Source organism: Paenibacillus sp. YSY-4.3 (assembly GCF_054767475.1).
This window is the reverse complement of sequence record NZ_BAABMC010000009.1, coordinates 1-20,180: the sequence shown is the minus strand read 5'-3', so window position 1 is coordinate 20,180 and position 20,180 is coordinate 1. Positions and strand designations below refer to the sequence as shown.

Sequence of the window (20,180 nt, the reverse complement as noted above, 5' to 3'; positions counted from 1 at the left end):
TAGTTGAAAGCCATTATCCTAGCAGGAGGCACAGGCTCACGCTTATATCCGCTAACCAAGGTAACCAATAAACATCTTCTTCCTGTTGGGAAGTATCCTATGATTTTTCATGCCATATCTAAATTGAAACAGGCTGGCTTGGAAGACATCCTTATTGTTACCGGGAAGGAGCATATGGGGGATGTCGTTAACCTTCTCGGAAGCGGTCGTGAAATGGGCGTGACTTTTACGTATAAAGTTCAAGATGAAGCGGGAGGGATTGCTCAGGCGCTTGGATTGGCGGAGCAATTTGTTGGTGAGGATCAGATGGTAGTTATTCTAGGAGATAATGTATTTGCGGATAACATTGCCCCTTATGTAGACAACTTCCGCCGACAAGGACAAGGAGCAAAAATATTATTACAAGAAGTTCCTGATCCGCATCGATTTGGTGTTGCCGAGCTTGAAGGAGAAAGAATTATCTCCATTGAGGAAAAGCCGATGGAGCCCAAAAGCAAATATGCCGTGACGGGTATTTACATGTTTGATTATAATGTATTTAGCATTATCAGGAAGTTGAAGCCTTCCGGACGTGGTGAACTAGAGATTACTGACGTGAATAATGAGTATATCGAACGCGGAGAGCTGACTTTTGATATCTTGCAGGGTTGGTGGTCGGATGCAGGCACTCATGCTTCCTTGGCAAGAGCGAATGAACTGGCTAAAGACTTGGAATTTGGCAAGGAATTTGGAAAATTAAAGCTATAATCCGGGAGGGACTATAGAAATGAAGGTAACTCCTCTAGAGTTAGAAGGCGTATATTTGATTGAACCGGTGGTGCATGCTGATCACCGGGGTTTTTTTATGGAAAGTTATAATCAGGCAGTTCTGCAGGGACATGGGCTGGATGTGCAGTTTGTGCAGGATAATCATTCATTGTCTGTAGAAGTTGGGGTGCTTCGCGGCTTGCATTATCAGTTGCATCCTAAAGCCCAGACGAAATTAGTGCGTGTGCTGTCGGGTGAAATTTATGATGTAGTTGTTGATATCAGGCGGAATTCACCGACATTCGGACAGTGGGTAGGAGTGACTTTAAACGAAATTAACAAATATCAATTGTTAGTCCCGAAAGGTTTTGCTCACGGATTCTGCACAACAGCGCCAAATACACAGGTGCTGTATAAGGTGGATGAATTATATTCACCCGAGAATGACAGGGGGATTATTTGGAATGACCCTGCTTTGAATATTAATTGGCCCGTAACGGATCCGCTGCTTTCGGCTAAGGATCGTTTGCATCCCGCACTTGAGAATGCGGAATTGGACTAAAGAGGAATAGGAATTGATTTGAATATGTATAAAGTTCAAATATTATTGTCCACTTATAACGGAGAAAAATATATCGATGAACAAATCGAAAGCCTTCTTGCTCAAGAGAGTGTGGATTTGCACATATTAATCCGAGATGACGGGTCGACAGATCAGACAGTAAACAAACTGCGCCATTACTCCAACTTATATCCGGAAAAGATCACGGTTTATACGGCTCTGAATTTGGGAGTGGTGGCGAGTTATTTTGAATTGCTCGAAGGTTGCTCTGATGAATATGATTTCTTTGCATTTTGTGATCAAGATGACGTATGGGATCGCGATAAGATCATTCAAGCGATTAGGTTGCTGCAAAGCAGCTCGAACGAAGGGGCTTTAATGTACTGCTCCCCGACTAGAATGGTCACGGAGACTCTTTCATACTTAAGCACTTGGCCGCTTCAGCCCCCAAGGCCTTTAACGTTGTATAACTCGCTTATTGAGAATGTAGCTGTAGGCTGTACGACGGTATTGAATCAGAATGCGATGAAGCTAATCAAAAACAATCTGCCAAGTACATTATCAAATGTAATCATGCATGATTGGTGGGCGTATGTGATCGTTTCCGCTTTTGGCCAAGTTATATTCGATTCAAACTCTTATATTCAATACCGCCAACATAGCCATAATGTTTTGGGGGGGCAAGTAGATAATTGGCTTGGAAAATGGAAAAAGAGGCTGCGCCGATTTTTAAAAGGGCAAAATCATCAAATTTTAAGCAGGCAAGCAAGAGAGTTTTTTAAGTGTTACCATTCCATGTTAAGCGCCGAGCAAAGGAAGCAGGTACAAAGATTTTTGGACGTTCTTGATCGGAGTATGCTGCATAGAATGTGGTATGCTTTTCAGACTCCCTTTTACAGACAAGTATTTATGGATAATTTGATCTATAAATTCGTCTATATAGCAGGAAAAGTATAAGGTTCTCTAATTTTAATGGATTGGATTTTTAATCTGACTAGGAGGTCTCAATTCATGAAATTGCTGGTTACAGGCGGTGCCGGATTTATCGGCAGCAATTTTGTGCTATATATGCTACAGCAGTATCCGGAGTATGACATTATTAATGTAGACTCCCTAACGTATGCAGGTAACTTGGAAAATTTAAAATCAGCGGAGAACAATCCGAAACATACGTTTGTTAGAGCCGATATTACGGATGCAAAAGCGATGAATGACCTTATCCGTCAGGGCGTTGATGTCATTGTGAATTTTGCGGCTGAATCCCATGTGGACCGTAGCATTCTGGAGCCGGATGTGTTCGTGAAGACGAATGTGCTGGGCACGCAAGTTCTGCTGGATATCGCGCGTAAATATGAGATCACCAAATTTGTGCAAGTCTCTACGGATGAAGTATATGGAACGCTTGGAGAGACGGGGCTGTTTATGGAGACGACTCCGCTCGAGCCTAACAGTCCTTACTCCGCAAGTAAGGCAGGGGGAGACCTGCTCGTCCGTGCTTATCATGAAACATTCGGATTGCCCGTTAATATTACGCGCTGCTCCAACAACTATGGTCCGTATCAATTCCCGGAGAAGCTGATTCCGCTAATGATTTCCAGAGCCTTGGCTGATGAACCACTGCCGGTCTATGGAGACGGACTGAACGTACGGGACTGGCTATACGTCGAGGATCATTGCAGTGCAATTGATCTGGTTATTCATAAGGGACGAAATGGCGAGGTATATAATATAGGCGGAAACAATGAACGGACGAACCTGCAAATTGTTCAGACCATTCTGGAGCAGCTTGGCAAGTCCGAATCTCTCATTACTTTCGTAAAAGACCGTCCAGGACATGACCGGCGTTATGGCATTGACCCGGCTAAAATCATAAACGAGCTGGGATGGAAGCCGAAACATAACTTTGAAACAGGCATCAAGGAAACGATTGAGTGGTATTTGCAAAATAAAGAGTGGTGGACTCGGATCCAATCCGGGGCATACCAGGAGTATTATGCCAAGCAGTATGGCGAGCGCCTCGGTGAGCGTGCATGAGAGTCCTTGTAACCGGGGCCAACGGGCAATTAGGTCAGGATGTTGTTCGAGTATTCCATCAAGCAGAACATAATGTGCTGCCCTGCGATCGAGAGACATTGGATATTACCGACTACGTGAATTGCTTGGAGCGTACACAAGAATTCAAGCCTGACGTTGTCATTCATTGTGCAGCTTATACGGCTGTGGATCAAGCGGAGAGCGATCCTGATGCAGCTTACGCAGTTAATGCTTCTGGGACCAGAAATATGGTGTTGGCTGCTCAGAACGTAGGCGCGAAGTTCTGCTATATTAGTACGGATTACGTATTCGATGGAGCCGGGAATGCTCCTTACCATGAATATGACAACACGAACCCGCAGAGTATTTACGGCAAATCGAAGCGGGCTGGCGAGGTGCTGGTACAGAGCTTATCAACTGCCTTTTTTATCGTGCGAACCTCTTGGGTGTATGGCCTGCATGGCCATAATTTTGTGAAAACGATGCTGAAATTAGGTAAGGAGAAACCTGAGCTGCAAGTGGTTAATGATCAGAAGGGCTCCCCGACCTATACGGTTGACTTGGCGCAGTTTTTGCTCGAACTCGTCCAAACGGAGAAGTACGGAATTTACCATGCCTCCAATACAGAGGAATGCACCTGGTTTGAATTTGCCGAGGCCATTTTTGCCGAAGCGAAGAGTATTATGGGCGAGGACTATCCTGTACGTTTAGATCCTTGCACTACAGAGGCATTTCCTCGGCCAGCTCCGCGTCCACGATATTCGGTTATGGAGCATCTTGCAATTAGAACGAATAGGCTTGCGGATCTTCGACCATGGAGAGAGGGGCTTCGGGAATTTTTGAAAGAGTTGGCAGCAAGCGAGAACAAATAATTAGCGTCGGCACTGTCGAATTGAAAGATGCTAGCGCTAAACCACCCCGGAACTCATCATAGGATGGGTTCTTTTTTATGGGTAAAACTACTAAACAGAATGAAAAATCATTACCTTTATAATCTTTTAGTCCTACTATAATATTAAAATTTTATATTCAACTAAGTCTTTAGTATGTATAATGAAATCATCGCCTATTTCGTTAGGTGTAGTTTTGTTTATCTAATCACAGGGGAGGAAGGAAGATTTGAAGCAGCTTAGAAGAAAGAGCAACAAAATCCTGGGCTTGATTCTGGGGCTTTCACTGTTGGTTTCATCGGCAGCAGGAGCGTTGGTCGCACCGGCGCAGGTAAACGCCGAGTCAACTGCCAAGGTGAACAGCCTTCAGCAGCACTGGGCAGGAGCAGTCCTCAAAGAATGGCAAGACAAAGGCTACATTAAAGGAGATGAACAGGGCAATCTTCAGCCGGATGCTAAAGTGACAAGAGCCGAGCTGGCGGCATTGGTCAACCGTTCATTTCAGCTGGAGGACTCAAAGGGTGTCTCGTACAGCGATGTTAAGACAGAGGCTTGGTATTACAAAGATGTAGCGAAGGCGGCAGCCAAAGGTTACATGAAAGGCTATGAGAACGGAACCTTCAAGCCAAATGCCAACGTTAGCCGTCAAGAGCTGGCGGTTATTTTAACGTCATTGCTTGGGCTTAAGCCTTCCGATGCTTCCAATTCCTTCAAGGATACGACGAACAGTCCGGCTTGGAGCAAAGGGGCGATCGGTGCTGTAGCGAACAGCGGGCTCATGAAGGGTAATGACGGGAAATTCAATCCCCTTGCGCCAGCAACTCGCGCAGAAGTCGTAAGCGTGCTGGACCGGGCATTGAAGCAATCATCCGTTCAGGCCATCGTGACTTATGATCAGGCAGGGACCTATGGACCGAGCACTGGGACCGAAACTATCAAAGGTTCAGTACATATTACGACTGCCGATGTGACCTTGAATAATCTGGTCATTGAAGGCGACTTGTTGCTTGGCGAAGGCATCGGAGAAGGGGACGTTACTCTGAATAACGTTACCGTCAAAGGTTCCACGTTGGTTGAGGGCGGCGGTAAGAATAGTATTCATGTCGTCGATTCCGTGCTGCTAACGGTCATTGTCAATAAAAAAGACGGAAGCGTTCGTATCGTTGCTGAAGGCAATAGCTCAGTATCGCAGGTTACACTTCAGTCCGGCGCTATTCTGGAAGAAGCGGGGCTGAGCGGAACGGGATTCCAGGATCTGATCCTCTCCGAGCAAATTCCGGCAGGAGCAGAGGTATCGCTAGCAGGTAAATTCGAGACGGTTGACGTGGTGGCAACTTCGCTGAACATCAATCTGACCTCGGGATCTATCGGCGAGCTGGTTATCGGCGATCTAGCTGCAGGCAACAACATCCAAATCAGTGCTGCGGCCCTCATTTCCTCGTTGATCCTGAACGCGGCAACGAATGTGGGCGGACAAGGCTCAATCGGGCATGCTACAATCAATGCTCCCGGTTCAACCTTGGCGCAGCGTCCGGGAATCGTAAGCTACAATAACAATAGCTCCGCTAATATTGGCGGACAGTTATCCTCAGGCAGCACAGGGACTTCAGGTGGATCGGGCTCAAGCAATAGCGGCGGCTCCACTCAGCCTGAGCATAATCATCTTGTCGTGACGAACGGCAAAGTAAGCCTGAAATTCGTCAATGTAGTCTCAGGTCTGGAGCTTGCAGATCTGAATATTACTGCGACGATTGCAGGAGAAGCTGTTAGTCTGGAGAATGTCGTATTCGACAGCTTGGCTAACGAACTCTCCTTTGATTCTCTATCATTAGAAGAGCATTATGGTAAGCAATTGGTTGTAGAAGTAACTCCTAATGAGGGAGTAAATAAATTTAGCGGGACATTAAGCGGAAGCGTACGGCTTGAAGGCTTTGCCGGTACGATTGTCGATGTGGACGATCAGCCGGTAGAAGGCATGACGATTAAATTCCGCAGAGGTCTTGCTAACACGAGTGGGGCCGTAGCCGCCACGGTAATCACCGATCAGAACGGATCGTATTTGGTCAACCTGCCGGCCGGCATTTATACAGGTGAGTTGAACAAAGCTGGGTTTATTAAAGGTTACGTAGTTGGAGTATCGGTTAGCGATACGTTCAATCGTAGTGAAAATGCTACAGCAATTAAAGTGCCGGAATCCGGAGAACTGCGTATTGTACTGACATGGGGCGAGAAGCCACGGGACGAGGATTCCCACCTCATTGGCCCTACACCGGCCGGTGGCAATTTCCACACATGGTATGCAGACAAAGAACATCGCTTTAACGGCGAATTGTATGCGGATCTGGATCATGATGATGTTGATTCCTATGGTCCAGAGACAACCACGATTCGTAAAAGAGTCGATGGTATTTACACGTTCTACGTGCATAACTATTCCCGAAACGGTTTTGATGGCAAGGAAACCTTGCGTAAATCTACCGCGAAGGTAGAAGTTTACGATGCAACCGGCACTCCGCTGGCTACTTACCATATCCCTACGGGAGAAGGTACGGAGCTGTACTGGCATGTTTTCGATATGAAAATTGAAGGAGCCAACATCGAATTTATCGAGAAGAATCTTCTCTTGCACGACGCTCCTAGCGGTTCTGTATCGGAGCCAAGCGCAGAGTACGCACTTCTGCAGCAGGAGCAGAGTAAGCTGGCTTCCGTCACAACGGTTACTTATGATACACAAGTAGGTTCGGCATTGTCGTTGACTGCTCCGGGTGAATCTTTCTTCGCGGGTACGCAAGTCAAAATCCGCAATGTATTCCCTAACTCCGTAACGGATGCTGTCTACTTGACGAAGAGCCTGGATGCAAGCGAGCTTGTCTTCGCTCAATACAACAATTCCGGTGAAACGGCATACTACAATGTCGAGGTCGAGTTAACCAGAGGAAGCTTTACGGTTACCGCATGGATTGATGTTGAACTGCCTACGCTGGATGTTTTGCTAAATGAAGCAAAAGCTTCCGCAGCGGCTCTGGGCAGACTAGAGCTTGCGGGCGAAATTCAAGCTGTTGAAGATGCGCTGGGGAACGGCGTCGATGTAACGGCTAAAATCGCGGCCTTACAGTCTCTTCTCGACGCTCTAGCAAATCTATAATTAGTCAATTTTATTCATAGCTTCTGTCTAGTTCGTTCTTAAGAAGAAGCGGCCTTCATCGGTGCAAACCTATGAAAGGACCGCTTCTTTTTTCGTTTAATATAAGTAACTCTATCTATATGTTATAATGTCGAGAGATTACTATTTTTGTCAGGGGCGCGTTTCATAATGGATTTAAGCATTATTATCGTAAGTTACAATACTTGCCGCCTAACACTCGATTGTCTGCAATCGGTGTTCGACTCCAGGACGGCTTATCAATATGAAGTTTTTGTGGTCGATAATGCTTCTTCGGACGATTCCGTAGAGGCGATTTCGCGCGAGTTCCCGCAGGTGATTCTTATCGCCAACGAGGAGAATACCGGCTTCGCCAAAGCGAACAATCAGGCGATGGAGATCGCTAACGGCCGCTACGTACTGCTGCTTAATTCGGATACGATCATTCAGCCGGAAACGCTGCAAACGATGGTGTCCCTCATGGATGAGCGGCCGGATCTTGGCGCGGCGGGCTGCAAAATCATCCTTCCCGATGGTTCGCTGGACAAAGCCTGCCGGCGGGGTTTTCCTACGCCATCGGCCTCGTTCTATTATGCGTTCGGCTTTTCCAGGCTGTTTCCTAACACGCCGCGTTTCAATCAGTACCAGTTGGGTTATCTCGATCCGAACGAGGCATATCCGGTTGACTGCCTAATGGGGGCCTTCATGCTGGTACGGCGAGAGGTCATCCAGCAAGTCGGTGGCCTCGACGAGACCTTTTTCATGTATGGGGAGGATGTCGACTGGTGCTACCGCATTAAGGAAGCGGGCTGGGGCATTCAGTATGAGCCGGCAACATACATTGTTCACTATAAAGGAGCGAGCAGCCGCCGCAAGCCATTTAAAATTATCTATGAATTCCACCGGGCGATGTGGGTATTCCACCGCAAGCATTATAAACGTCACTATTCGTGGTTGACGAATGCAATCATTTACACGGGTATAGCCGTAAAATTGACGCTATCCTTGGTCAGCAACAAATTGAAGCCGGGCAAGCCGGCAATCCGCTCGGTACCTGGATCAGCCTCTCAGCAGGCGGTACAAGGAACTGACAGTAACATGGAGGTGAGACGATGATACGGAAAAATCAGCGATTCCTGACCCAACTATATATTTTAGCCGATTTCATGTTCATTCAGCTCTCTTTCCTGCTGGCCTGGTGGGTGAAATTCGAGAGCGGCCTTATTCCTTACGAGCCGCCGCTTTCTATTGAGATCTATGCGTTCTGGAGTTTGGTCTACGGTGCTGTGTCCATCCTGGTGGGCATTCTCATTTCCTTTTATTCTCCCAAACGCAAGAAGCGGTTCGCCGATGAAGTGCTGAAGATCATCCAAGTGCATTTCACGAGCCTCGTTATCCTGCTCAGCTTAATGTTCTTCGTGAAGCAGGTCGACATTTCACGGTACTATCTGGCTATTTATATAGGCTTAAATTTGCTCTTTATTATGCTTTATCGTTATTTCCTCAAAAAATCGCTAAAGCAGCTTCGCCGTAAAGGCTACAACAAGCAGTTCGTGCTCATCATCGGAGCCGGATCGCTCGGCCGCAAATTCCATGACAATTTGAAGTTATATCCGGAGCTCGGTTATGAAATCATTGGATTTCTTGACGATTATCAGCAGGGGAATGTCGGCGAGAAGGGCAAATACAGCCCGATTCTCGGTACGGTCAATCAACTCGAAGAGATTTTGGAAAGCAAGCTCATCGATGAAGTGGTGCTGGCTCTGCCGCTGAACGCGCATTCCAAGTACGCTAGAATCATTTCTTCTTGTGAAAAGGCCGGTGTGCGGACGCTCATCATTCCCGACTTTTTCGATTACTTGCCAGCTCGTCCGTATTTCGACAACTTCGCGGGCATGCCGATGATCAACGTGCGTGATATCCCGCTCGATATGACGGGAAACCGCCTGGTGAAGCGGGCCTTTGACATCGTATTTTCCATAGCGGCTATTATTATGACCTTGCCAGTGATGCTGTTCGTCGTGATCGGAATCAAGCTAACCTCGCCGGGTCCAGTCATATTCAAGCAAGAACGGGTCGGGCTGAATCGCCGGACATTTCAAATGTATAAATTCCGTTCGATGAATGTGCTGCCGGAAGGGGTCATTGATACGGGCTGGACGACCGAGAACGATCCGCGGCGGACGAAGTTCGGATCGTTTATCCGCAAGACGAGCATCGACGAGCTGCCGCAGTTTTTCAACGTGCTAGCGGGGCATATGAGCGTTGTGGGACCCCGTCCGGAGCGACCTTACTTTGTAGAACAGTTCCGGGAGGAAGTGCCGAAATACATGGTGAAGCACCACGTCCGGCCGGGCATCACCGGATGGGCGCAAACACATGGCCTGCGCGGGGACACGTCGATCGAGGAACGGATTCAGCATGATATTTTCTATATTGAGAATTGGTCGATGCTGCTGGATATTAAAATCATTCTGCGGACGATCATCCACGGCTTCGTGAACAAGAATGCTTACTAGACTGTGTATGAAATTTCGTGAAGCAAAGGACGTTGTTAGAAGATGAGAAACAAGCTGCTATATAGTCTGTTGGCTGTCTGTGCGCTAGGAATTGTGCTGTTTGCGATATGGCAGCGGCCAGCGGAACAGTCACTTACCGGCTTCAAAGCTCATCGCATCATCGCTCATGCGATGGGCGGAATTGAAGACATGACCTACACGAATACGCGAAATGCTTTTATAGCCAACTATGAGAAGGGAACCCGGGTGTTCGAAGTGGATTTGCTGCTGAGCAAGGACGATCGATTGATCGCTCGCCATGAATGGGGAGAATTCTTCACGAACATGCTCCGTCAGCAGGACGGGATAAGCGAAGAGCGATCCGGGGCAGTATGGACGGCAGAGGAATTTGAAAATGTCAAAGTCGACGGGAGGTACGAGCCGCTTTTTTGGGACGATATCGTGGAACTGCTGGCGGAATATCCGGATATCTACATCGTGACGGATACGAAGCAGATCAAGCCTGAGGAAATCGACAGCATTTTTGCCAAAATTGTCGATAGCGTGAAAAGCAAGGATCCGAAGCTGCTGGAACGCATTGTGCCGCAAATTTACAACCAGCCGATGCTGGGGCAGATTAAGCAGTACTATCCTTTTGATTCCGTGATCTATACGCTCTATCAATCGAAGGACAGCGATCGGCAAGTGATCAACTTTGCCCGCAGCAACGGGATCGCCGCAGTAACCATGTCCGAGGGCCGGGTTAACGAGAAATTGGTCAGATCCTTGAAGCGGGCGGGAATACCGACGTATGTCCATACGATCAATGATATGAAGCTGGTGTCCGACTATAAGAAGATGGGTGTATACGGCTTCTACAGCGATTTCCTGGCTGGGAACGATACTGATTCCGCGTCTTGATCTGTTCCCCTTACATGCGAACATTGACACGGTATCCTTCGTCACTTAGACTAGAAATGAAGCGGTTATATCGCGTTAGAACAGACATCATGAATAATGGGAATTTAAGGTGGCGGGGCGTGTGGCAGGCCCCGTTTTTCGTGCCGATGTAGGAGGAGTGGAATTGAAGCAAACGATATCGTCCTGGCGACATGTATTCAAAATAGACCCCGACCGCAACTTGGATGATGCGGCCTTGGAGGCGATCTGCCAGTCCGGCACCGATGCCATAATGGTAGGGGGCTCGAGCGGCGTTACCTATGATAATACGGTAGAGCTTCTATCCCGGGTCCGCCAGTTCGAGGTTCCTTGCGTGCTGGAGGTTTCCAGCCTGGAAGCGGTCGTTCCCGGCTTTGATTTATACATGATTCCGATGGTGCTGAATACGAAGCACCCCGATTGGCTGATCGGTCATCATGCGCGAGCCGCCCATAAATATAGCTATTTGATCCCTTGGGAGCAGTTGATTCCCGAGGGCTATATCATTTTGAACCCGGATTGCACCGCTGCAGCCGTCTCCGAGGCGAATGCAGCCCTGACGGAATCCGAGACCGCTGCTTATGCGGAAATAGCCGACAAACTGCTGCATCTGCCGATTGTTTATTTGGAATATAGCGGCATGTTCGGCGATTTAGAGCTGGTCTCTGCCGTGCATCGCACATTGGGCGATGCACAGCTGTTCTATGGCGGAGGCATCAAGGATGCCGGCACGGCACGGCTGGCCGCTGCGGCCTGCGATACGATCGTGGTTGGCAATGCGCTGTACAGCGATCTGGAACAGGCGTTGACGACGGTGACTGCAGTTAAGCCTAGTTGGGCATAGGCAGTTGCCTGCTGCTGCCAGGTGTTCTGAACTGAATGAAAGGAGTATTCTCTATGCAACCTGTGAACATACAAGATGCGATAACAAAACTGAATCCCGAGCAGCGTAAAGCCGTGGTGACGACGGAGGGGCCGCTGCTCATTATGGCGGGTGCGGGCAGCGGCAAGACGCGAGTGCTGACGCATCGCATTGCTTATCTTATAGCTACGCGCAAAGCCCCGCCATGGGCGATTCTTGCGATTACGTTTACCAACAAAGCAGCCCGGGAAATGCAGGAGCGCGTTTCACAACTGGTAGGGCAAGAAGGAAAGGACATTTGGGTCTCGACCTTCCACTCCATGTGCGTTCGGATTTTGCGGCGGGACATCGAGCGGATCGGCTTCTCCTCGAGCTTCTCTATTCTCGATTCGACCGACCAGCTGTCCGTCATTCGCAATTGCATGAAGGACCTGAATATGGATACGAAGAAATTTGAGCCGAAGGCTGTTCAGGCGATGATCAGCACCGCCAAGAACGAATTGATCACCCCTCAACAGTATGAGCAAAAGATAGGGGACTACTTCGAGGGCATCGTGGCTAAAGTTTATACGATGTATCAGAAACGGCTGCGTCAGAACAATTCTCTGGATTTCGATGACCTGATTATGAAGACGATCGAGCTGTTCAAGGAAGTACCTGATGTGCTCGATTTCTACCAGAAGAAATTTTCTTACCTTCATGTCGATGAATATCAGGATACGAACAGGGCTCAGTACATGCTCTGCAAGCTGTTGGCTAATAAGCATCACCGCATTTGCGTGGTCGGTGACAGCGACCAGTCCATTTACCGCTGGCGGGGAGCAGACATTACCAACATACTCAATTTCGAAGAGGATTATCCCGAGGCAACGACCATTCTCCTGGAGCAGAACTACCGCTCCACCTCGAACATCCTCAATGCGGCCAATGCTGTCATTGCCCTGAATACGGGCCGCAAGCCCAAAAAACTGTGGACCGATAAAGGCGACGGCGACAAAATCAAAGTATACCGCGCAAGCTCCGAGCATGACGAAGGCTACTTCGTCACGTCGGAAATTCATAATAGCATCAAAAGAGGCAGGAGCTATCGGGATCATGCTATTTTGTACCGGACGAACGCTCAATCCCGGGTGATCGAGGAAACGCTGATCAAATCCGATATTCCTTATCAAATCGTCGGCGGGATTAAGTTCTACGACCGCAAAGAGATCAAGGATTTGCTCGCTTATTTACGGCTACTTTCCAATCCGGACGACGATATCAGCTTAACGCGGATTATTAATGTGCCTAAAAGAGGTATCGGCGACACGACCGTCGCCAAGCTGGCGGCTGCGGCGGCCGAGCGGGGAGTATCGCTTTTCCGCCTGCTCTATACGGTGGACGACCTCGGATTTTCTGGACGGACGCGGAATGCACTCGTCGAATTCTATGACATGATTGCTGCGCTGCATCAAATGGTTGAATATTTATCCGTGACCGAGCTGACGGAGAAATTGCTGGAAATGACGCAGTACCGCTTGGAGCTGCAAAATGAGAATACACTCGAATCCCGCTCCCGTCTCGAGAATATCGATGAGTTCCTCTCGGTGACGATGGAGTTCGAGAAAAATAACGAAGATAAGACGCTTGTTGCGTTTCTGACCGACTTGGCGCTGATCTCCGATATCGATACGATGAATGACGAGGAAGAGGATCAGCCCGGGGATGCGGTCATCCTGATGACCATGCATAGCGCCAAGGGCTTGGAGTTCCCTGTCGTCTTCGTTATCGGGATGGAGGAAGGGGTGTTTCCGCATAGCCGCGCGTTTCAGGATGACGAAGAGCTGGAAGAGGAACGCCGTCTTGCTTATGTAGGCATTACGAGAGCTGAGGAGCGCTTGTTCCTCACTTGCGCGCAAATGCGTACGCTCTTTGGGCGGACGTCGGCTAATGCTCCGTCTCGGTTCCTTGAGGAGATTCCGGAGGAACTGAAGGAGGATACCGACATTGCCCGCGACCGCTACCGCCGGGGCGCAGGAATTGGCGGGGCTTATAGCGGCCGCGGCTTCGGTGCAAGCACAGGAAGCAACTTCGGCCACCGTTCTACCGATAGGGGAGGAGCAAGGCCGTCTGCGCCGGCATCGAGCGGCGTAACCGTGACGACCGGCGTTACCGCGTCCCAGGCCGCCAAGAAGGCAGGCTCTGCCGACTTCAATGCGGGTGATAAAGTGTCGCATGGCAAATGGGGCATTGGGACAATCGTAGCGGTTAAAGGCACGGGGAATGATATGGAGCTGCAGATCGCTTTCCCTGCTCCGACAGGAGTGAAGCGGCTGCTTGCGGGCTTCGCGCCGATCACGAAAGTGGAAGAGTAATCATATTTAGGAGGGTTGTCCGTATATGGATGCGATGCAAACGATGGAGCGGCTCGTCGAGCAATTGAACCAATACAACTATCATTACTACACCTTGGATCAGCCTTTAGTGAGCGACAAGGAATATGATGTCCTGTACGATCAGTTAACCGCGCTAGAGGCAGAGACTGGCATCGTTCTGCCCGATTCTCCTACAGGACGGGTCGGCGGAGAGCTGCTAAAGGGCTTCGAGCCGCATCGTCATTTGGCTTCGCTTTGGAGCCTGGACAAAGCGCAAACGGAGGAGCACCTGATCAACTGGAATAACCGGGTGCTTCGTCTGATCGGGGATTATAACAGCAAAAATCCGGACACCCCGCTTCCGCCGCCTACCTATGTCGTTGAGCTTAAATTCGACGGGCTAACGCTGAACCTGACATATACGGACGGGAAGCTCGTACAGGCTTCTACTCGGGGGAACGGCGTCGTCGGCGAAGGAATTTTGGCTCAGGTGAAGACGATTAAGTCGGTACCGTTGACAATTCCGTACCGCGAAGGCACGATCGAGGTTCAGGGTGAGGGTATCATGAACCTGTCCGTCCTGGCCAAGTACAACGAGACCGCTGCCGAGCCGTTGAAGAATGCCCGGAATGCCGCTGCTGGGGCGCTGCGGAATTTGAATCCACGGACGACGGCAGAACGGAAGCTGAATGCGTACTTCTACAACGTTGGCTATTCCGACAACATTCAGTTTACAGATCATCGCGAGATGATGAGCTTCCTGCAGGACAATCGTTTCAAAGTGAACTCGTATATCGAGTACTTTGACGATTTCGCCCAGGTGATGAAGGCGCTCGAACAAATTCAGGAGCGCAGAGATTCACTCGATTATCTAATTGATGGAGCCGTCATTAAAGTTACGGATATGAGAACCCGCGAGGTACTTGGCTATACTGATAAATTTCCGAGATGGGCGATCGCCTATAAGTTCGAGGCTGAGGAAACGACGACGATTCTGGAATCGGTATCCTGGAATGTCGGGCGTACCGGCAAAATTACACCGCTCGCCAAGGTTGAGCCTGTTGAGCTGGCCGGCGTAACGGTGCAGAACTGTACGCTGAATAATGCCGGGGATATCGAGCGCAAGAACTTGAAGTTTGCGCTCGGAACCCGCGTGTTCATTCGCCGCTCCAATGATGTCATCCCAGAAATTCTCGGCAAAGTGACCGATGAGCAGGATGGCGGAGAAATCGTGTTCCCGGATACCTGTCCGGCTTGCGGTTTTCCGCTGGAGCAGCGGGGAGCGCATCTCTTCTGCAACAATCGCTTCGATTGCAAGCCGCAAATCGTCACTCGCATCACTCACTTCGCTTCCCGGGACGCGATGGATATCGAGACGCTTAGCGACAAGACAGCCGAGCAGCTATTCGATGAGCTGGACATTCACGAGCCGGCGGACCTGTATGAGATTAACTTCGAGCAGCTCATTAAATTAGACCGCTTCGGGGAGAAGAAGGCGAATAATCTGCTTGATGCGATCAACAAGAGCAAGGGGCGGGATTTGGCTTCCTTCCTGTATGCACTAGGTATTCCGAATACCGGTAAATCGACCACGAAGGTGCTGGCCGATCATTTCCGCGATCTGAATCCGATTATGTCGGCAACGGAGGAAGAGCTGGTGCAGCTGCCGGATATCGGAGGCATCGTCGCCGAGAGCATCGTTACGTTCTTCGCCGATCCGTTCATGCAGGCGGGCATTCATAAAATGTTGGAGCTTGGGGTGGAGGCCAAAGCACCGGAGGAGCGCGCACCGGTGAAAGATTCCTTCTTTACGGGCAAGACAGTAGTGCTCACCGGAACGCTGCACCAGCTCAGCCGTGATGAAGCATCGGAGCGTCTTGAGGCTCTGGGTGCCAAGGTAACGGGCAGTGTATCGAAGAAGACCGATCTCGTCATTGCCGGAGAGAAGGCGGGTAGTAAGCTGACTAAGGCCAAGGAGCTCGGCATCCCGGTCATCGAAGACGAGAATGAGTTCGTTCGATTGTTGAACGAGTAGAACATAGGATATTATGTGGAATTGAATAGAAGTATAAGGAATATCCCTCGGCAGGCAGAAGCTTGCTGGGGGTATTTTTTTGAAAAAACATACAATCTATCAAGCCTTATGAGTTTTTTTATATAAAAAGCTTCCAAAATGTAACCATGTTGCCATCAATTACGTTTATAATGATGAACTAGTGAAAATACAAATTTTGGAGGTAAAAATGTTTATTAAAGGAATGAAAAAGACGCTGTTCTTGATCATGTGCCTGGTGCTTGTAGCGGGATGTACTAGCAATCCCGGTTCTAAAGAGCCCGAGCAGCAAAGCTTGAGAGTGATGTTCTGGGATGAAAACTACTTCTTCCAACAATATGGCGATTTGTTTACCATGCAGTACCCTAACATTGAGATCGAGGTCGTAAGCACTAATAGTATCTATAGAGATATGGGCCCCGAAGCGGACTATGATAAGGCTTTTCAGGATTTTATCGAGAAGGAACAACCGGACGTGCTCATGGTGAGCATAGATCAGATGGAGACGTATATTTCCGAAGGTAAAATCCGTGAGCTTGATACTTTGATTGAGCGGGACAAATACAGTATCGATACGATTTATCCTGCTTTGATCGAACTTTTGAAGGAACGCGGGGATAATAAAATTTACGGTCTGACTCCGAATTTTTACGGTTCGGCAATTTTGTATAACGCAGATTTGTTTGCCAAACACGGTGTAGAATTGCCGCGTGATGGCATGAGCTGGTATGACATTATAGAGTTGGCCAAGCAATTTCCTACCGAGGGTGATGAGAAGACTCGCATATACGGCTTCGACAATAACTGGGGAATCAACATGATGCAGCTTGCATCGATGATTTCCTCGTCTGAAGGAATTGAACAGATCGATACGAATGCGATGAAGCTTACGTTGAATACCGATTCGTGGAAAAAAATATATCAGACCGCTCTTGATGCCATGAAATCAAATGTATTTTATAACCCTGGAGAGGATGGCTTCAGAGGCGGTTCGATGGAAGAATATTATCAAAGCCAGCCGTTCTTGATGGGAAGAGCGGCGATGACGACCGGCGACACGTATGTTCTGCGCAACATGAAGGAAGCTGCAGAAGCTTTGAAGGATTACAAACCTTTTGAAGTGGGCATCGTGGCGGGACCGGCGGCATCTACCGACCCGGATAAATCCAGAAACATCAGCGTAAACGAAGTATTCGCCATTTCGGCAAATTCTCCGAATATGGATGCTGCCTGGGAATTCATCAAATTCGTCAATGGTGACCAGTTCGCCAAGATTAAGTCGAGAAGCTTGAATAATGGATTGTTGTCCCGGATGGGATACACCGACGAATATAACGGCATTAGTCTTGAGGCTTATTATAAACTGAAGCCGCTGCCGACCGACTACTCGGGAATGAGAAAAATCCCTAACGGATTTTATGAAAAATTCCAGCCTCTACTCGATACGGAATTGAAGGCCGTAGAAGATAACACCAAATCTCTGGATGAAGCTTTGGCGAAGATTGAGTCCGAAGGCCAAGTCGCTTTGGATCAAGCGCTGAAGGAACAGGAAGAGAAGAAGAAGGAAGAGGAAGCCAAAGGCGGTTCAAGTGAAGGGTCTGCTGACAACTCCGCAGAAACTTCAAACTCCAGTGAAGGCTCTGACGGCGCGGAAGTCTCTACAGAAGGCGGCGCTAACGAGGGCTAACCCGAAGACTCTTCCGAAGATACTACTCGAACAAGGAATTTATTCAATGGACTCCATACTGACGGAATGATCCGGTGAACTGGGCTGGCTAAGAAAAAACGGATGGGTGTATATGAAACGACTATTGTACGGCATCGTCATGCTTTGTTTTATGGACTTGTTTATACAGCTGCCTGTCATGGGACCGTTCGCCAAGAGCCTTGGCGCCGGGTCATTCGTTATTGGTCTTGCTGTCGGATTATATTCGCTGACCAATATGTTCGGGAATATTGCGGCAGGCTCCTCGGGAATTGGGGCCCTGACAGCGGATTATAATATTGCTCTGCGTATTGCGTCGGGGATTTATACTGCTGGCGGGCTGAGTGGTTGCGCTGATGAAATATGCGGAGCTAAAGGGAAAAGAGAGAAAATCGGTTTAAGTCGATTGATACGAATTTCATAAAATCACAACAGGTTAATCCTCTTTTCGTAAAGTTAGGATTAACCTTATTTTTTGTCAGCGTGAAATTAATATAATTCTAGTACTGCGAGGTTGTCATGTATAGAAAAATACATAGGAATAGCTTACGAATTAGCAATTGGGTTATCTCCACATTCCTGCTCTCACTGCTGTTGGTCTCTGGTTGCGGACAAGAGCAGGAGATCCTGGATACTAACCGGAAGACGGCGATAAAGGTCATGTATTGGGATGAGGCTACGTATTTTAACAATTTCGGGGATTTGTTTGCTATGAAATATCCCCATATTGAGGTTGAGGTTGTCAGCACCTGGGAGCTTCAAAAAGTTGATTATGCGGATTCGGAGCGAGCACTCGAGGAATTTATCGAGAAGGAGCAGCCAGATGTTCTTATGTTGAACGCAAGGCAATTCGAACAGTTGGCTCCTAGCGGCAAGCTCATAGAATTTGAGCCGCTTATTCAGCGGGATCAATATAATGTGGATTCGATTTTCCCAAATCTGGTGGGGTTGTTAAAGGAAAAGGGCGATGGCCGGCTCTATGGTCTTGCTCCCGTTTTCCAGGGGAGTGTTCTTTATTATAATGCAGACTTGTTCACCCGATACGGTGTTGAGCTTCCTCATGATGGCATGACCTGGCAGGAAGTTATCGACATCGCGCGCCGGTTTCCTGCGGAAGTGGATGAAAAGGCTCGGATATATGGTTTTGGCGATCAATTTCCTTTGTCTTGGGATAGCTGGATCTTCACGTTAAACGCCACGTATGGTTTGAGCATGCAAAATGAGCAGACTGGGAAGCTGACCATCAACACGCCCGCTTGGAAGAATATTTACCAACTTGCCTTGGAGGGCTGGGAGTCGGGGGCTATTTATACTGATGGGGACTCCCACTCTTTAGGAGATGGGTCGATAGAGGACTATTATAGGAGGCAGCTTTTCTTAATGGGACGAATCGCGATGGTGATAGGCGATCAATCCCTGCTCAGCAGATTGGATGAAGCCAGAGAGAACGTCAGAGATATTGACGAGTTTGAGGTAGGAATGGTCGCAGGCCCCGTCGATCCGGCAGCTCCGGAGTATACCCGTGATATTTCGCTTCGAGGCATTTATTCGATTCGAGCCGATTCTCCCAATGTGGATGCAGCATGGGAATTGGTCAAATTCATTAACGGTGAGGACTATGCACGGATAAAATCAAGAACCATAAACAATGGGCTTTTGTCGAGAATGGATTATTCCACGGAGTACCATGGTCATAGCCTGGAGAAGTTTTATAAGCTTAAGCCTAAGTTGGATGATAGTATTATTATGTATGACACACCTCCAGGGGTCTCAAATGAATTGTTCAAGCTTTCTGAGCGGGAGTTGATGCTGGTGCTGGATAAGAAGACAACTCTCGACGAGGCGCTGCAGACCATTGAGTCGGAAGGACAGGCGCTGCTGGATCAAGCCAAGAGAGAAGAGGCCAGGGTGGCGGAGGAAGAGAATAATAAGAAGTAGTTTTACTAGACAATAAGACGGCTAAGAGCTAAATGACGAGCAAGTATGATAGCACCGGGAAGGTGCTTTTTTATTCGATTGTGTACAGGCTTTTTTTACCACTATAATATTCAAAAAAATATATTGCATTATGTCTTCAGCCGTGATAAATTATTATTTGTCGCTCGAAACGAGCTAAATAAATTAGCTTCGAAAACAGTTGACAGCAACATGCGAGTCTGATATAATACTTAAGCGTTCGACAAAAATCGATTCAAATTGAGTTATGTTGAACGGAAGCAAGTTCTTTGAAAACTGAACAAATGGAACTCGTTATTTTTAAGATTCAACAATGAATCGTCAGATTCAAAATGAGCAAGTCAAACATCTTAGCTGAAAGAGATTTTGCCTTCGGGTAAAACTTCCTTTCATCTCGGATGAAAGATCCCATCCATTTGGATATGCGATGCTTTCATC

Annotated in this window: 15 protein-coding genes; all 15 read left to right on the top strand. The window is 48.3% G+C overall.

The window, feature by feature from the left end:
* The first annotated feature begins 3 nt into the window (after nucleotides 1-3).
* Complete coding sequence (locus ACYUJT_RS21755) at nucleotides 4-747, top strand: sugar phosphate nucleotidyltransferase (RefSeq protein ID WP_460326259.1); 744 nt, start codon at nucleotides 4-6, stop codon at nucleotides 745-747.
* A gap of 19 nt (nucleotides 748-766) precedes the next feature.
* Nucleotides 767-1,309, top strand: a complete 543-nt coding sequence (gene rfbC / locus ACYUJT_RS21750) for a dTDP-4-dehydrorhamnose 3,5-epimerase (protein WP_460326257.1) — start codon at nucleotides 767-769, stop codon at nucleotides 1,307-1,309.
* 24 nt (nucleotides 1,310-1,333) lie between these two features.
* Complete coding sequence (locus ACYUJT_RS21745; protein ID WP_460326255.1) at nucleotides 1,334-2,266, top strand: glycosyltransferase; 933 nt, start codon at nucleotides 1,334-1,336, stop codon at nucleotides 2,264-2,266.
* Nucleotides 2,267-2,320: 54 nt separating this feature from the next.
* Entirely contained in the window at nucleotides 2,321-3,343 is a 1,023-nt protein-coding gene (gene rfbB, locus ACYUJT_RS21740; protein WP_460326253.1) for a dTDP-glucose 4,6-dehydratase, read from the top strand.
* Complete coding sequence (gene rfbD / locus ACYUJT_RS21735; RefSeq protein WP_460326251.1) at nucleotides 3,340-4,215, top strand: dTDP-4-dehydrorhamnose reductase; 876 nt, start codon at nucleotides 3,340-3,342, stop codon at nucleotides 4,213-4,215. Before rfbB ends, rfbD begins: the two co-directional genes overlap by 4 nt.
* A 247-nt stretch (nucleotides 4,216-4,462) precedes the next feature.
* The gene (locus ACYUJT_RS21730; protein ID WP_460326249.1) at nucleotides 4,463-7,378 is read left to right on the top strand and encodes an S-layer homology domain-containing protein; all 2,916 of its coding nucleotides are present in this window, start codon (nucleotides 4,463-4,465) and stop codon (nucleotides 7,376-7,378) included.
* Between the two features lie 168 nt (nucleotides 7,379-7,546).
* Nucleotides 7,547-8,491 carry a glycosyltransferase family 2 protein gene (locus tag ACYUJT_RS21725; protein WP_460326245.1) on the top strand — a complete coding sequence of 315 codons (945 nt, stop codon included), beginning with the start codon at nucleotides 7,547-7,549 and terminating at the stop codon, nucleotides 8,489-8,491.
* Nucleotides 8,488-9,894 (top strand): undecaprenyl-phosphate glucose phosphotransferase, encoded by a 1,407-nt coding sequence (locus ACYUJT_RS21720; protein WP_460326242.1) that lies wholly within the window; start codon nucleotides 8,488-8,490, stop codon nucleotides 9,892-9,894. Before ACYUJT_RS21725 ends, ACYUJT_RS21720 begins: the two co-directional genes overlap by 4 nt.
* Nucleotides 9,895-9,936: 42 nt before the next feature.
* Nucleotides 9,937-10,794, top strand: a complete 858-nt coding sequence (locus tag ACYUJT_RS21715; protein WP_460326240.1) for a phosphatidylinositol-specific phospholipase C/glycerophosphodiester phosphodiesterase family protein — start codon at nucleotides 9,937-9,939, stop codon at nucleotides 10,792-10,794.
* A gap of 163 nt (nucleotides 10,795-10,957) precedes the next feature.
* The gene (gene pcrB, locus ACYUJT_RS21710) at nucleotides 10,958-11,656 is read left to right on the top strand and encodes a heptaprenylglyceryl phosphate synthase (RefSeq protein ID WP_460326238.1); all 699 of its coding nucleotides are present in this window, start codon (nucleotides 10,958-10,960) and stop codon (nucleotides 11,654-11,656) included.
* A 53-nt stretch (nucleotides 11,657-11,709) separates the two neighbouring features.
* A complete protein-coding gene (gene pcrA, locus ACYUJT_RS21705; RefSeq protein ID WP_460326235.1) occupies nucleotides 11,710-14,028 on the top strand; it encodes a DNA helicase PcrA in 2,319 nt (772 codons plus the stop codon).
* A 25-nt stretch (nucleotides 14,029-14,053) separates the two neighbouring features.
* Complete coding sequence (gene ligA, locus ACYUJT_RS21700; RefSeq protein ID WP_460326233.1) at nucleotides 14,054-16,063, top strand: NAD-dependent DNA ligase LigA; 2,010 nt, start codon at nucleotides 14,054-14,056, stop codon at nucleotides 16,061-16,063.
* A 208-nt stretch (nucleotides 16,064-16,271) separates the two neighbouring features.
* Nucleotides 16,272-17,768, top strand: a complete 1,497-nt coding sequence (locus tag ACYUJT_RS21695) for an ABC transporter substrate-binding protein (RefSeq protein WP_460326231.1) — start codon at nucleotides 16,272-16,274, stop codon at nucleotides 17,766-17,768.
* 112 nt (nucleotides 17,769-17,880) lie between these two features.
* Complete coding sequence (locus ACYUJT_RS21690) at nucleotides 17,881-18,210, top strand: hypothetical protein (protein WP_460326229.1); 330 nt, start codon at nucleotides 17,881-17,883, stop codon at nucleotides 18,208-18,210.
* A gap of 95 nt (nucleotides 18,211-18,305) precedes the next feature.
* On the top strand, nucleotides 18,306-19,724 hold the full coding sequence (locus ACYUJT_RS21685) for an ABC transporter substrate-binding protein (RefSeq protein ID WP_460326227.1): 1,419 nt from the start codon (nucleotides 18,306-18,308) through the stop codon (nucleotides 19,722-19,724).
* Nucleotides 19,725-20,180: the final 456 nt, after the last annotated feature.